The organism is Streptomyces sp. NPDC033174, from assembly GCF_055577795.1.
In genome coordinates, this window is sequence record NZ_JBVIPQ010000002.1 from 249,642 (window position 1) to 265,050 (window position 15,409).

General features: G+C 73.5%; 7 protein-coding genes. 4 read left to right on the forward strand and 3 right to left on the reverse strand.

Annotation, left to right across the window (positions count from 1 at the left end):
- Positions 1-97: 97 nt before the first annotated feature.
- From ACZ5VC_RS07445 to ACZ5VC_RS07455, 3 genes are all read right to left on the reverse strand, one after another.
- Positions 98-1,669, reverse strand: a complete 1,572-nt coding sequence (locus ACZ5VC_RS07445; RefSeq protein ID WP_469119159.1) for an alpha/beta hydrolase — start codon at positions 1,667-1,669, stop codon at positions 98-100.
- Positions 1,670-1,771: 102 nt separating this feature from the next.
- The gene (locus ACZ5VC_RS07450) at positions 1,772-3,343 is read right to left on the reverse strand and encodes an alpha/beta hydrolase (protein WP_469119160.1); all 1,572 of its coding nucleotides are present in this window, start codon (positions 3,341-3,343) and stop codon (positions 1,772-1,774) included.
- 97 nt (positions 3,344-3,440) lie between these two features.
- Positions 3,441-6,431, reverse strand: coding sequence for a lysylphosphatidylglycerol synthase domain-containing protein (locus tag ACZ5VC_RS07455; RefSeq protein WP_469119161.1), 2,991 nt, complete (start codon positions 6,429-6,431; stop codon positions 3,441-3,443).
- Between the two features lie 186 nt (positions 6,432-6,617).
- Between ACZ5VC_RS07455 and ACZ5VC_RS07460 the strand changes: the two genes are divergently transcribed.
- From ACZ5VC_RS07460 to ACZ5VC_RS07475, 4 genes are all read left to right on the forward strand, one after another.
- Positions 6,618-7,007: an MGMT family protein gene (locus tag ACZ5VC_RS07460; protein ID WP_469119162.1), complete on the forward strand. Its 390-nt coding sequence runs from the start codon at positions 6,618-6,620 to the stop codon at positions 7,005-7,007.
- Between the two features lie 218 nt (positions 7,008-7,225).
- A complete protein-coding gene (locus ACZ5VC_RS07465) occupies positions 7,226-10,657 on the forward strand; it encodes an ATP-dependent helicase (protein WP_469119163.1) in 3,432 nt (1,143 codons plus the stop codon).
- Positions 10,658-10,744: 87 nt separating this feature from the next.
- Positions 10,745-11,575: a hypothetical protein gene (locus ACZ5VC_RS07470; protein WP_469119164.1), complete on the forward strand. Its 831-nt coding sequence runs from the start codon at positions 10,745-10,747 to the stop codon at positions 11,573-11,575.
- Positions 11,576-11,779: 204 nt separating this feature from the next.
- Positions 11,780-15,409 carry an ATP-dependent helicase gene (locus tag ACZ5VC_RS07475; RefSeq protein ID WP_469119165.1) on the forward strand — a complete coding sequence of 1,210 codons (3,630 nt, stop codon included), beginning with the start codon at positions 11,780-11,782 and terminating at the stop codon, positions 15,407-15,409.

A 15,409-nucleotide genomic window follows, 5' to 3' on the forward strand; every position in this document is an offset into this window, starting at 1 on the left:
ACGGGGTCCGGCCCGTCTTCGCGTTCCGTGGGCGGCCGCGGGGCGCTCTTGCGGCGCGCCGCGGCGTGCGCGCGCCTGCGGGCGGCCGCGTGGGGCCCTATCCGCAGGTCTTGCCGTTCCGCGGGACCTTTCCGTCCAGCAGATAACCGTCGACGGTCGACGTCACACAGGACGACGTGCCGTACGCGCCGTGCCCCTCGCCCTTGTTGGTGAGCAGGACGCCGACGCCCTTGCCCAGCTCGTCCGCCATCCGCTGCGCGCCCTCGTACGGCGTCGCCGGGTCGCCGGTCGTGCCGACCACCAGGACCGGGCCCGCGCCCGGGGCGCTCGCCTCCGGGGTGTCGTGCTCGCCCTTCACCGGCCAGTTGGCACACCAGCCGGCCGTGTCCCACGCCAGGAACTCGCCGAAGACCGGCGAGATCTTCCGGAACTCCGGCAGCAGCGCCCTGGCTTCGGCCGCCGTCGCGCGCGCGGTGCTGTCCGCGCAGGAGATGGCCCTCTGCGAGTGGCTCTGCGTGCCGTAGTGCCCGCTCTCGTCACGGTCGTTGTACGAGTCGGCCAGGGCCAGCAGCCGGTCGCCCCGGCCCTGGTCCTCGGCCTCCTTGAGGGCTTCCGTCAGATACGGCCAGTTGCTCTCGGCGTACAGCGGCAGCACGATCCCGGTGAGGGCCAGGCTGTCGGTGACCTTGCGGCCGTCCGTGGTCGGCAGCGGCTTCGCGTCGAGCTTCCTCAGCAGCGCGGCGAGCCGCTCGGTGCCCCGCCGCGGATTCTCGCCCGTGCTCGTGAAGTAGTTGTTCAGCGCCCGCTGGAAGCCGGTGGCCTGGTTGCGGGCGTGGCCGGTGGTGTCGGCAGTCGGGTCGACCACCGCGTCCAGCACGGTCCGGCCCACGTTCTTCGGGAACAGGTGCGCGTACGTTCCGCCCAGCTGCGTCCCGTAGGAGATGCCGAAGTAGTTGAGCTTGGAGTCACCGAGGACCCGGCGGATCAGATCGAGGTCCCGCGCGGCATTGCTCGTACCGACGTGCGGGAGGACCTTGCCGGAGCGGCGGGCGCAGTCGGCGCCGAAGGCGGTGTTGTCCTTGAGGAACGCCGCCTGCTCGGCGGCCGTGTCCGGGGTCAGGTCGGTGCGGGCCTCGGACTCGGCCTGCGCCTTGTCGTCCCGGCACACCACGCCCGCGCTCTGCTGGACCCCGCGCGGGTCGAAACCGACGAGGTCGTAGCGGCTGTTGAGCTTGGAGTACTCGCCGGCCGCGCGCGGCAGGATGTCCACGCCCGAGGCGCCGGGACCGCCGAAGTTGAAGAGCAGGGAGCCGAGCCGCGCGTCCTTGTCGCGGGCCTCCTTGCGGATCAGCGCGATCGGGATCGTGTCCCCGGACGGCTTCGCGTAGTCCAGGGGGACGTCGACCTTCGCGCAGCGCCACTGCGAGCTGGGCTTCTGGCCACCGGCGGGCGCCTCGCAGCCGCCCCAGTCGAGCCGCTGCCCGGTCAGGGAGGCGGGAAGCGGCGGAACCTGCGGCGACACGCCCTTGTCGTCCGGAGCGGACGGCGCCGTACCGTTCGGACCGCCCGGCTTCTGCGCCCCTTCGGCGCCCTCCGCGTCACAGCCGGCGGCCGCGCCCGCGACCAGCAGTGCGGCGACCGTCAGTGCTGCCGCCCGTACCCGCATCATGCGTAACCCCCACCATCGAACCGGACCGCCATCCTAGGGGTCGCTACTGACAGTGAGACGGCCCGGGCCGTCCGTCACCAGGTGTGCCCGCCCGGCCGGTGTCTAGGTGCACACGGTGCCGGCGGCCGGGACCCGGCCCTCGAGGAAGTAGGCGTTCACCGCGGCCCGTACGCAGGTGTTTCCGCTGTTGTAGGCGCCGTGCCCCTCGCCCCGGTAGGTCAGCTCGACCCCGACGCCCTTGCCCAGCGCCTCGACCATCTTCCGGGCGCCGGCGTACGGAGTCGCCGGGTCGCCGGTGTTGCCGATGACCACGATCGGGGCGGAGCCGGGCGCGCTGACGTCGGGGTGGACCCAGTCGCCGGCCACCGGCCACTGCGAGCAGTTCATCAGGGCCCAGCCCATGTTGTCGCCGAAGACGGGCGAGGCCGTACGGAACCGGGGAAGTGCCGCCTTCACCTGGTCCAGGGTGTAGCGGGACTTGAAGTCGACGCAGTTGACGGCCGCGTTGGCGGCCTGGATGTTGCTGTAACCGCCGTTCTGGTCACGCCCGTTCAGGGCGTCGGACAGGGCGAGCAAGAGGGAGCCGTTGCCGCCGTCGGCCTCGTCGAGTCCCTGCTCCAGGAGCGGCCAGAATTTCTTCGAGTACAAGGCCTCGAGGATTCCGTTGGCGGCCTGGGACTGGGTGAGCTCCCGGTCCCCCATGCCCGCGATGGGCTTCTTCTCCAGCTCGGTGAGGAGGGCGGTGATGAACTCCTCGATCTCCTTGGGGCTGCTGCCGGGGAGTTTGCACGCGTCGCCGCGCTCCACGCAGTCGGCGGCGAAGTGGTCGAGGGCCAGCTGGAAACCCTTGGCCTGGGTGAGGGCGCCCTGTTCGGCGTCGGCGCCGGGATCGACGACCGCGTCGAAGACCGCCCGGCCCACGTGGGTGGGGAAGACATGGGCGTAGACGCCGCCGAGCTCGGTGCCGTAGGAGATGCCGAAGTAGTTGAGCTTGGCGTCGCCGAGGACCTGGCGCATGAGGTCGAGGTCGCGGGCGGCGTTGACGGTGCCCACATGGGGCAGTTCGTCGCCGGAGTTCTTCTCGCAGGCCTCGGCGTACTTCTTCAGCCCCTCGGTGAAGGTCTTCTCCTCGGCCGTGGTGTCGGGCGTCGCGTCCTCGGCGTAGTACGCGTCGAGCTCCCGGTTTCCCAGACACTCCACGCCCTCGCTCCGGCCGACCCCGCGCGGATCGAAGCTGACCAGGTCGTAGCGGGTGCGCAAGGTCTCGAAGTCCTTTGCGAAGGACGGCAGGCCGGTGACCCCCGAGGCGCCGGGGCCGCCGAAGTTGAAGAGCAGGGAGCCGATCCGCTTCCCCGGCTCGGAGGCCTTGGCGCGGATCAGCGCGATTTCGATGGTCTCGCCGCCGGGCTCGGCGTAGTCGAGCGGGGCGTCCATGAACGCGCACTCCCAGCCCGTGCCGCCGGGCAGGGGGGAAGGGGCTTCGCCGGCGCCCTCCGCCTCGGACGGCGCCGGGCAGGGGCTCCACTCCAGCTTCTGCTCGGCGAGGTCCTTCGGCCTGTCCTCGTCGTCGCCACCGCTGTCCGAGCAGCCGGCGGTGATCAGTACGGCGGCGCTGACGGTGGCGGTGGCCAGGATCGCGGCCCGCCGCACGGCGGAAGTGGTCGGGGTCGGCATGCGTCCATCGTGCGCCGCGGGGACGGCGGACGCGCGGGACGGCGTCCATGCGAGTGGCGCGAGTGGGTGAGGGAGCGGAGGGGCGGGCGGCCAGGGCTCAGAGCGAACCCCTGCGCGTCAGCGAATTGAAGCAGACCCACCCCGGCAGTACCGGCAGCCACAGGGTCAGGAGCCGGTAGAGCAGCACCGCCGGCGTCGCGACCTCCAGCGGCAGCCCGACGGCGACCAGGCCGAAGGTCAGGGCGCCTTCCACCGCGCCGACACCACCGGGCGTCGGCGCCGCCGACCCGAGGGCGTTGCCCGCCAGGAAGACCACGGCGACGCTCGCATAGCTGAGCTGCTGGTTGCCGTGGTCGAAGGCGCGGATCGACGCGTCCAGACAGAGCACGAAGACACCGGTCAGCAGCAGCATCCCGCCGATGCCGGTGAGCAGCTTCACCGGACGCTGGAGCACGTCCAGCATGCGCGGCACGACACCCGCGAAGAGCGAGCGCAGCCGGGTCGAGACGAACTTCCGCAGGAACGGGATGGCGGTGACCACCAGCACCAGGACGGCGACCGTGAGGAGACCGGCGATCACCGTCCGGGACGGCGTGAACGACCGCGTCTTCTCCGTACCGGTGAGATAGCCGAAGGAGAGCAGCAGCAGGATGTGCGCGCCGAGCCCGAACAGCTGGGACGCGCCGACGCTCGCCACCGCGAGCCCGGGACGGACCCCCGACCGCTGCAGGAAGCGGGTGTTCAGGGCGACACCGCCGACCGCCGCCGGGGCGACGATCTTCACGAACGACCCGGCGACCTGCGCCACCACGGTCCGCCAGAACGAGACCCGCTCGGGTACGAAGCCCAGCAGGCTCATCGCCGCGGCGACGTAGCTGATCGCCGAGAACAGCACGGCCGCCGCGACCCACCGCCAGTCGGCGTCGCTGATCGTCGACAGCGGCGTACGGGCGATCTGCGAGAGCAGGAAGTACGCGGCGATGGCACCGGCGATCAGGCTGATGAGGGTGCGCGGCTTGATCCGCTCCAGGCGGACCGGCTCCACCGGAGCCTGCGGCTTGATCAGCAACACCTGCTGGCGGATCTGCGCGAGCAGATCCTCCTCGCGGGCCTCGTCGAGCGCCACGTCCAGGGCCCGCTTCTCCGCCTGCTTCTCGGCCCGTACGGCCTTGCGGTCCGCCTTGCGGCCGGTGGCCGCCTCACCGCCCTTGGTCTCTCCGCCCTCCAGGCGCGAGCGCTTGGCCGCCTCGGAGGCCTCCAGGACCGCCTCCCGCTCCCGCTTGGAGCGCTCGCGGGCCAGCCTGCGCAGCGTCGCCCGGGTCGAACGGCTGAGCGCGATGGGCTGGAGCAGGGGCAGACAGTCGGCGATGGCGTCGGGTCCGAGGACCTCGACGGCGGCGGCCACCGCGCGCTCGGCGCCCACCCGCAGACCGAGCGTGGTGAGCAGCTGCGCGATGTCCATCCGCAGGACCAGGTCGCCGGCCGCGATCTCGCCGCCGCGCAGATCAGTGAGGATCACCTTGCCGGAACGATCCACCAGGATCGCGTCGCCCGTCAGCCTGCGGTGCGCGATACGACGCGACTGGAGCGCCTGCACCTGGTGCCAGGCGCCGCGCACGAGCTCGTCGGTGACCTCCTTGTCCTCCAGCGAGTCCAGCGACCGGCCGCCCAGGTGCTCGTAGACGAGCATCACGGCGTCCGGGCCCAGCTCGGAGGTGGCGATCAGCTTGGGGGCGTTCGCGCCGGCGGCGATGGCCGCGTAGGCGAGCAGCGCCTCCTGCTCCAGAGCCTGGCGCAGCGACTGGATGGAGCGCCGGGTGGTGATGGTCCGCAGGGTCAGGCGGCGCCAGACGCGGTAGAAGAAGCCCTGTGCCTGCTGCTCCCGGTCGACGACGGTGACGTCCAGCGGCGGTCCGTCCTCCAGGGTGACGCTGTAGCGGCGGCCGCGGTCGCCGTGGTCCGAGGAGTCCGGGACGCCTTCGACGCGCATCGCGGTGACCGGACGGAAGCCGACGCGGCGCAGGCCCGCGAGCAGGTTCTGGCCGGTGGGCCGGACGTTGGGGGAGCCGACGGTGTACAGGGTCCCGTACGCGACGGTCCACCCGATGAGCACCGTGAGGATGATCGAGAACGGTGTGGTGTACCCGGCGACCAGCATCGCGAAGGCGTCCAGGAGCAGCACCACCCACAGCACCACGCGCCACCGCGGCCGGCGGGCCATGCCCACGGCCGTCATGTAGGCGATCACCGGGGCGAGGTAGCCGTGCACCGGGTCGGTCAGACTGCCGCCGGTCTGGACCCGGGTCAGCGCCTCGGTGATGGAGCCGGGCGCGGCCTTGGCGACCCACAGGTCGGTGGCGAGGGTGACGCCGTGCGCCAGTACGGCGGCGAGCACGCCGTCCGCGATGCGCAGCCCGTCGCGCTTGATCAGCCGCTCGATGGCGAAGGCGACCGGGACCAGCAGGACGGCGATGCTGGAGACCAGTCCCGCGATCTTGACGAACACGTCCGGCGCCTGTTCGGTGCCCTTGCTGATGTCCGCTTCGAGGCCGGTCGTGGTGCCGTGCGCGAAGGCGGCGATGGCGAGGACGACGGCGATGGCGAGGATGCCGACGAGCAGGCGCAGGAGATCGGAGGGCCGGTGCACGCGCGCGGCGAGCAGCGGCTCGTCGCCCGAGACGCGCTCGACGTGCTCTTCCGTACCCGTCGGCCGCGTCGTCTCCGGGAGCTCCAGGGCCTCGGCGGGGTGCGGGGTGACGGCGGTGGCACCGGCGAGGGGCGGCCGGGCGGCTCGTTCGGGGGTCCCGGAGGGCGGGGGCGTCTCGGGCGGCTTGGAGTGCTCGGGGGTGCCGGACGGCTCATGGGGCTCGGCGGGACCGGGCGGCCGGGGCGTACCGGAGGGACCGGCCTCGGAGTCCGCGCCGGAGGGCGTGGGGGAGTCCGCGGCGGAGCCCGCATCGGAGGGCGTGCGGGAGTCCGCGCCGGACGCCTTCCGGTTGTCCTTCCGGTCGTCCTTCCCGGAGGCCGGAGTGGATGGTTCCGGGCGCGGCTCGTCGTCAGGGGTACGCGCGCCTTCGGGAGGCTGCACGCCGTGCCCCTTCGTCGTCTCGGTCTCTTCTTGATCTCGTATCACCAGTCACCGCCCGCACGATGGTGGCATGACCGGACCGCACCGGGGGGCATCAGGGTGCACGGCGGGGGCGCTCGGCGCCAGAGGTACGCCCTGTCGCTTTCGCGTGCCGCGCTGTCGGAGCCGTAGGGCAGGATGGGTCGGATGAGCGACGAGGTGCCGGGACCGCACGAGCCGGGGGAGCTGCCCGAGTACGCCGAGCGGGTGCTGGAACTCACCGAGCTGATCCCACCTGGACGAGTGATGACGTACGGCGACGTCGCCGAATGGCTCGGCGAGGGCGGGCCACGCCAAGTGGGCCGGGTGATGGCCCTGTACGGCGGCGCGGTGCCCTGGTGGCGCGTCGTGCGGTCGGACGGCACACTGCTGCCCGGCCACGAACTGCGGGCGCTCGGTCACTACCGCGCGGAGGGCACTCCCCTGCGGGAAGCCCCGCGCAGCGCCGAGGGGCACGTGCCGCGTCTCGACATGAGGCGGGCTCGCTGGGACGGCGGCGGCACGGACGCCGGCGCGAGTGCGGGAGCTCACACATGACAGCTTGGGCCATCCGGCGGTGCGACGGGCACTGTGAGGAGCGGACGGAGTACGTGGCGGCGGAGTACGCGGCCGAGGGACCGCCGGTCCCGCTGCGATCCGGACGCCGCGTCGCGTAGCGTCGTCGGGACGGCCCGTCGGGGGCCCGGGCCGCAGCGGCACCCTCGCGACCGTCACGAGCATGACCACCAGCACACCCACCAGGACCGGCGAGCCACGTGAGTTCCTCCTCCACCACCCGGCGTACGCCGTACCAGGGACAGGTACGGCAGGGGACCCCGGGCGCGTACCGACTGGTGCGTACTCCACCGGCCCCCGTGAACCCCCCTCTCCTGGACGCATCGCAGCGCGCCGTGGTTGAACACGAGGGCGGGCCGCTGCTCGTCCTGGCCGGTCCGGGCACCGGGAAGACCACGACGCTGGTGGAAGCGGTCGCCGCGCGGGTGGCCAAGGGCGGCGATCCGGAGCGGATTCTCGTCCTCACCTTCAGCCGCAAGGCGGCGGTGGAACTCCGGGACCGGATGGCGGCCCGGCTGGGGGGCGCGCAGGCGCCGCAGGCCACCACCTTCCACTCCTTCTGCTACGCCCTGATCCGGGCGCACCAGGACGCGGACCTCTTCGCCGAGCCGCTGCGGCTGCTGTCCGGACCGGAACAGGACGTGGCCGTACGCGACCTGCTCGCCGGCCAGCTCGATCTCGAACGCGAGGGCCGTGCGGGCATCCGCTGGCCCGACGAGCTGCGGGCCTGCCTGACCACGCGCGGCTTCGCCGACGAGGTACGGGCCGTTCTCGCCCGGACGCGTGAGCTGGGCCTCGGGCCCCGGGCGCTGGCGGAGTTCGCGCAGCGCGTGGGGCGGCCGGACTGGAAGGCGGCGGCCGGGTTCCTCGCCGAGTACCTGGACGTCCTGGATCTGCAAGGGGTCCTGGACTACTCCGAGCTGGTCCACCGGGCCGTGCTGCTCGCGGACGCCGTGGCCCTCCCCGACTACGACGCCGTCTTCGTGGACGAGTACCAGGACACGGACCCGGCACAGGTCCGACTGCTGCGGGCGCTGGCCGGGGGAGGCAGGACGCTGGTCGCCTTCGGTGACCCGGACCAGTCCATCTACGCCTTCCGGGGCGCCGACGTGAACGGCATCCTCGGCTTCCCCGAGACGTTCCGCCGCGCCGACGGGGGCCCGTCCCCGGTGCGCGTCCTCACCACCTCGCGCCGCTCCGGCGCCCAGCTCCTGGCGGCGACCCGGCTGCTCCCCCAGCGCATGCCGCTGACCCGCCTCCCGTCGGAACAGGCCCGGGCCCACCGCGCCCTGTCCCCGGTCAGGGCGGGCGGCCGGGTGGAGACGTACACCTACCCGACCCCTTCGACCGAGGTCGACAACATCGCCGACCTCCTGCGCCGTGCCCACCTGGAGGAGGGCGTCCCCTGGAACGAGATGGCGGTCCTCGTCCGCGCGGGCACCCACATCCCGTCCCTGCGCCGCTCCCTGACCTCGGCCGGGGTCCCCCTGGAGACGGACACGGCCGACGTCCCGCTGCGGCACGAGCCGGCGGTGGCGCCGCTGCTGACGGCACTGCGGGCGACGGCGACGGCGGCGCGGGCGGGAGCGGCGACCGGGACGGCGACCGGGGTGACGCTCGGCGCCGCGGCCGAGGACCCTGCGGCGGCCGGACCCGCCGGGGCGACCGAGGAGGCGTCCGACGAGACCCCTGCGGCGCCCGCCGAGCCCCCCGAACCCCGTGCCGCCGCCGAGGATCGCCCCGCCCCCGCCGGGGACCCGTGGCTCGACACCGAGACGGCGCTCAGCCTGCTCACCTCGCCCCTCGGCGGCATGGACGCCGCCGATCTGCGGCGGCTCGGGCGCGCCCTGCGGGACGAGGAGCGTGCCGGCGGCAACCGGGTGCCGCCGCCCTCCGACGTACTGCTCGCCCGTGCCCTCGCCGAGCCCGAGCGGCTCGTCGCCCACGACCCCGCGTACGCGCGCGGCGCCCAGCGTCTGGGGGAGCTGCTGCGGGACACCCTGGCCCTGCTCCGGCGCGGCGGCACCGCGGAGGAGGCCCTCTGGCTGCTCTGGGACGGCACGCCGTGGCCCGCCAGGCTGCACCGCGCGGCGCTGCGGGGCGGCGCGGCCGGGCGGAACGCCGACCGCGACCTCGACGCGGTGTGCGCGCTGTTCGAGACCGCCGCCCGGGCCGAGGAGAAGACCGGCGGCCGGGGCGCCCTCAACTTCCTGGAGGAGCTCGACGCCCAGGACATCGCCGCGGACACCCTCTCCAAGCGACAGGTCCGGCCCGACGCCGTACGTCTGATGACCGCTCACCGTTCCAAGGGCCTGGAGTGGGCCCTGGTGGTCGTCGCCGGCGTACAGGAAGGGCTCTGGCCCGACCTGCGACGCCGCGGCTCCCTCCTCGAAGCGGACAGGATCGGCCGCGACGGCCTCGCCGAGCCGCTGACCCCCGGCGCCCTCCTCGCCGAGGAGCGGCGGCTCTTCTACGTCGCCGCGACCCGCGCGCGTGACCGCCTCGTCGTCACGGCCGTGAAGGCGCCCGCCGACGACGGTGACCAGCCGTCCCGCTTCCTCACCGAGCTCGGCGTCGAGCCGCGGGACGTCACCGGCAGGCCCCGCCGCCCCCTCGCGGTCGCCGCGCTCGTGGCCGAGCTGCGGGCAACGACCGTGGATCCCGACGCCGGCCCGGAACTGCGCGACGCCGCCGCCCGGCGCCTCGCCCGCCTCGCCGCGCTCACCGACGACGAGGGCCAGCCGCTCGTCCCCGCCGCGCATCCGTACCGCTGGTGGGGCCTGTACGACCCGACCCACTCCGCGGTCCCGCTGCGCGACCGCGACCACCCCGTCGCACTGTCGGGCAGCGCCCTGGACCAGCTCGCCAACACATGCGCGCTCCAGTGGTTCCTGGGCCGGGAGGTCAAGGCGGACGCTCCCGCCACCGCGGCCCAGGGCTTCGGCAACGTCGTCCATGTCCTCGCCGACGAGGTCGCCTCCGGACGTACCCCCGCGGACCTCGGCGTCCTGATGGAACGCCTCGACTCGGTGTGGGACGCCCTGGCCTTCGACGCGCCCTGGAAGTCGGTCCAGGAAAAGGAGCACGCGCGCGTGGCTCTGGAGCGCTTCCTGCGCTGGCACGTCATGGACCGCGGCGGCCGCACCCCCGCCGCCACCGAGCACGACTTCGACGTGACCCTGGAAGCGGGAGAGTACGAGGTGCGGATCCGCGGCTCCATGGACCGGGTCGAACAGGACGAGCACGGCCGCGCCTATGTCGTCGACTTCAAGACCGGCAAGTCCGCCCCGACCAAGGACGAGGTCGCCCACCACCCCCAGCTCGCCGTCTACCAGCTCGCTGTGCGCGAAGGTGCCGTGGACGACGTGTTCGACGGCCGCCGTCCGGACCCGGCGGGCGCCGAACTCGTACAACTGCGCCAGCCCGCCCCCAAGAAGGAGGGCGGCGAATCCCTGCCGAAGGTGCAGGCCCAGGCGCCGCTCGACGGCGAATGGGTCGGCGACCTCCTCGCCACCGCCGCGGGCCGCGTCCTGGACGAACGCTTCACTCCGTCCACCGGTCAGCACTGCACCCACTGCGCCTTCCGCGCATCGTGCAGCGCGCTGCCGGAGGGCCGCCACATCGTGGAGTAGCGGTGGCGCGGCAAGGGGCGGCCCCAGCGGTGGCGGGCGGGCGCCGACCGGCTCACCCTTGGTGTGGGGAACTGTGAGGAGGGCCCCATGGCGCGCAAGTGGGAGCTCCGGGCCGCGACCGTCGGGTGTGCGGTTGCGATGGCCGCTGTGACCGGCTTCGCCACCAGCGGGAACAGCGCGACCGCCGCCGGTGCCGGCGCGCGGGACCTGCGGGTGGCCGCCGCCGCGAGCGCGTACGCCCCCGATCCGTTCAAGGGCCTGAGCGCCGACGAGATCGGGGACAGGGCCGTCAAGACCACCCAGGCCGCGAAGTCCTTGCGGATGACCGGGCGCATCGAGTCGGACGGGCAGCCCCTGGCAGTCGACTTCTCCCTCGCGGCCACGGGTGAGTGCGAGGGAACCCTGAAGACCGAGGGCGGCACCGCCGAGCTGCGCAAGCTCCACAAGGTCGCCTATCTGAAGGGCGACGAGAAGTTCTGGCGGGTCTCCATGGGAGCCGAGGGCGTCCCGGACCAGCAGGCGGACGCCACGATCGAGCTTCTGAAGGGCCGCTGGCTGAAGATCGCCGGCGGTGAGGCGGGTGAGGAGCTGGCCGGGGTGTGCGACCTGAAGGCCCTGCTGGCGGACCTGGACAAGGACAAGGCCCACCGCCGTGGCCTGACCAGGGGCCCCGACGCCAAGGTCGCCGGCCGCCCGGTCGCCACGCTGGTGAAGAAGAAGGCCGACGGCGAGAAGACCACGGTGTCGGTCGCCAAGACCGGCAAACCGTACATCGTGAAGATCGTCAAGGCGGGCGGCGACGAGCCCGGCACCTTGGTCCTCTCGGCCTTCAACAAGCCGGTGTCGGTGGCGGTGCCCCCGGCGGACGAGACCGTCGACGTGAGCAAACTCGACCAGGGCACCGGCGCCGCTGTCTGAACCTGGGGCGTCTGAACCGCCGCGGTCTGAACCGGGGCGTCTGAACCGCCGCAGTCTGAACCGGTGCGTCTGAAGCGCCGCCGTCTGAACCGGGGCCCGCCGGGCGGCCGATCCCCGCGACGCCGGTGGACGCGGGGCGGCTGGCGCGCGCGGGACCATGGACACCGGCGGAGAGTGTCAGTGGCCCCCGTTAGCCTCTCTGAGGTGACCCCACGCCTCATCGACCCCGAGCAGCTCAAGGAGCTCCTCGGTATCCCGTTCACCCCGGAGCAGACGGCCTGCATCACCGCGCCGCCCGCCCCGCAGGTCATCGTGGCCGGAGCCGGCTCCGGGAAGACGACGGTGATGGCCGCCCGCGTGGTCTGGCTGGTCGGCACGGGCCAGGTCGCCCCCGAGCAGGTGCTCGGTCTCACGTTCACCAACAAGGCGGCGGGCGAGCTGGCCGAGCGCGTCCGCAAGGCGCTCGTACGGGCCGGGGTGACCGACCCCGACGTCATCGACCCGGACAATCCGCCCGGTGAGCCGCGCATCTCCACCTACCACGCCTTCGCCGGACAGCTCCTGACCGACCACGGCCTGCGCATCGGCCTGGAGCCCACCGCCCGCCTCCTCGCCGACGCCACCCGCTATCAGCTCGCCGCGCGCGTGCTCCGTGAGGCCCCCGGCCCGTACCCCGCGCTGACCAAGTCGTTCCCCACCCTCGTCAGCGACCTCCTCGCCCTCGACGCCGAGCTCGCGGAACATCTCGTCCGCCCCGCCGACCTCCTCGCGTACGACTCCGACCTCCTCGCCGGCCTCGCCCGCGCCAAGCTCACCAACGCCGATCTGCGCAAGCTCCCCGAGGCCGCCGCGGCACGCCGTGAACTGCTCGACCTCGTCGTCCGCTACCGCGCGGCGAAGCGCGCCCGCGACCTCCTCGACTTCGGCGACCAGATCGCGCTGTCCGCGGAGCTGGCGACGACCCGCCCCGAGGTGGGGGCGATCCTGCGTGACGAGTTCCGGGTCGTCCTCCTCGACGAGTACCAGGACACGTCCGTCGCCCAGCGGCTGCTGCTGTCGGGCCTCTTCGGGTCCGGTACGGGCCACGCCGTCACCGCCGTCGGCGACCCCTGCCAGGCGATCTACGGCTGGCGCGGCGCGTCCGTCGCCAACCTCGACGACTTCCCCGCCCACTTCCCGTACGCCGACGGCAGCCCCGCCACCCGCTTCTCGCTCAGTGAGAACCGCCGCAGCGGCGGCCGCCTCCTCGACCTCGCCAACGGCCTCGCCGAGCCGCTCCGCGCCATGCACGCGGGCGTGGAGGCGCTGCGCCCGGCCCCCGGCGCGGAGCGCGACGGTGTCGTCCGCATCGCCCTTCTGCCCACCCACGCGGAGGAGATCGACTGGCTCGCCGGTTCGATCGCCCACCTCGTGCGTACGGGAAAGGAACCGGGCGAGATCGCCGTCCTGTGCCGTACGGCGACGGACTTCCCGGCCATCCAGGCCGCCCTGGTGGCCCGGGACGTCCCGGTCGAGGTGGTCGGGCTGTCCGGGCTGCTGCACCTGCCCGAGATCGCCGACCTCGTCGCGGTCTGCGAAGTCCTCCAGGACCCCGGCGCCAACGCCTCGCTCGTCCGGCTCCTCACCGGACCGCGCTGGCGCATCGGCGCCCGGGATTTGGCCCTGCTCGGCCGCCGGGCCCGGCTGCTCGTCCACCGCGCCCCGGCCGGCACGGACGACCCCGACGAGCGCCTCGCGTCCGCGGTCGAGGGCGTCGACCCGGCCGAGGTGATCTCCCTCGCCGACGCCCTGGACACCTTCATCGGCGCGGGCGGCGGAAGCGACGTCGACGGTCTGCCCTTCTCGGCCGAGGCCCGCGTCCGCTTCGCCCGCCTCGCCACCGAGCTGCGTGACCTGCGCCGCTCCCTGGCCGATCCCCTGATGGACGTCCTGCACCGGGTCCTCGCCACGACCGGCCTGGAGGTCGAACTCTCCGCGTCCCCGCACGCGCTGGCGGCCCGTCGCCGCGAGACCCTCTCCAACTTCCTGGACATAGCGGCGGGTTTCGCGTCCCTGGACGGCGACGCGACCCTGCTCGCGTTCCTCGGCTTCCTGCGGACCGCCGCCCAGTACGAAAAGGGCCTGGACAACGCCCTCCCGGGCGGCGAGAACACCGTCAAGGTCCTCACCGCCCACAAGTCCAAGGGACTGGAGTGGGATGTCGTCGCGGTACCGGGCCTGGTGGCGACGCAGTTCCCCAGCGCCAGGTCCCGCGAATCCTGGACGTCCCAGCCGCAGGTGCTCCCGCACGCCCTGCGCGGGGACGCCCCGACGCTGCCGTCGGTCGACAGCTGGGACGCCAGGTCCCTGGCGGCGTTCAAGGACGCCATGAAGGCGCATCAGCACACCGAGGAGCTCCGCCTCGGCTATGTCACCTTCACCCGCCCCCGCTCCCTGCTCCTTGGCTCCGCCCACTGGTGGGGGCCGTCCCAGAAGCGCCCCCGGGGCCCGTCGCCGTTCCTCCACGCCCTCTACGACCACTGCGCGGCCGGCTTCGGTGAGATCGAGTTTTGGGCGGACGAGCCGGACAAGGACGCCGAAAACCCCTCCCTGCGGGACTCCGGCTCCTCCCAGGCCTGGCCGCTCCCTCTGGACCCGGCCTCCCTGGAGCGCCGCCGGGCGGCGGCGGACACGGTCCTGGCGTATCTGTCCGAGCCGCGCGACACCGAGGCGGACGATCACGAGCCGTACGACTCCGACCCGTACGACTCCGACCTGTACGCCTCCGAGCCGTACGACTTCGAATCAGAGCCCGACGAGCCGTACGACTCCGAGCCGTACGACCCCGGGACAGGGATCGACGAGCCGTACGACACCCACGGACCGCATGAGATCTCCGAAGGGACGGACGACCTCACCCGCTCCGACTGGGACGCCTGGACCTCGACGTTCCCCGAGCAGACACCGTCCGAGCCGGTACTGCCCGAGCAGACACCGCCCGAGCCGGTACTGCCCGAGCAGACACCGTCCGAGCCGGTACTGCCCGAGCCGCCGCGACCCCGGCGTCCCGGGGCCGCCGCGCCCCCCGACGTCCCCGCCCCCCGGCGGGCTCCCCGCCGTGCTCCCCGGCTCACCCCCGAGGACGCGCGCACCATCGAGTCCTGGGACCGGGACCTGGAGGCCCTCACCACCGAGCTCCGGCGTGCCCGTGCCACCAGCCGGGACGTCCCGCTCCCCGCCTCCCTGTCCGCCTCCCAGCTCGTCCGGCTCGCCGCCGACCCCGACGGCTTCGCCGAGGAGCTGGCACGCCCCATGCCCAGGCCTCCGCAGCCCGCCGCCCGCCGTGGCACGCGGTTCCACGCGTGGGTGGAGTCGCGGTTCGAGGCGCTGCCGCTGCCCATGCTCGGTCCCGACGAGCTCCCCGGTGAGGAGGCGTTCGCCGATGAGCCGGAGATCGCCGACGAGCGCGACCTCGCCGCGCTCAAGGACGCCTTCGAGCGGACCCCGTACGCCCACCGCGTCCCCCACCGCGTGGAGGCGCCGTTCCAGCTCGTCCTCGGGGGCCGCGTCGTCAGGGGCCGGATAGACGCCGTCTACCGGGACGAGACCACCGGCGCGTACGAGATCGTCGACTGGAAGACCAACCGCTCCCGGACCGCCGACCCGCTCCAGCTCGCGCTGTACCGGCTCGCCTGGGCCGAGCAGCACGACCTCCCGCCGCACGAGGTGACCGCCGCCTTCGTCTACGTACGCACCGGCGAAGTGGTCCGCCCCGAGCGCCTGCCCGACCGCCCGCAGCTGGAGCGCATCCTGCTGACCGGGACGCCCGGCCGGGCCACCCCCGACGCCGGATAG

What these genes read in the sequence shown, in the direction of transcription:
- ACZ5VC_RS07445 (WP_469119159.1), bottom strand. Translation starts at nt 1,669, where the DNA reads ATGATGCGGGTACGGGCGGCAGCACTGACGGTCGCCGCACTGCTGGTC.
- ACZ5VC_RS07450 (WP_469119160.1), bottom strand. Translation starts at nt 3,343, where the DNA reads ATGCCGACCCCGACCACTTCCGCCGTGCGGCGGGCCGCGATCCTGGCC.
- ACZ5VC_RS07460 (WP_469119162.1), top strand. Translation starts at nt 6,618, where the DNA reads ATGAGCGACGAGGTGCCGGGACCGCACGAGCCGGGGGAGCTGCCCGAG.
- ACZ5VC_RS07470 (WP_469119164.1), top strand. Translation starts at nt 10,745, where the DNA reads ATGGCGCGCAAGTGGGAGCTCCGGGCCGCGACCGTCGGGTGTGCGGTT.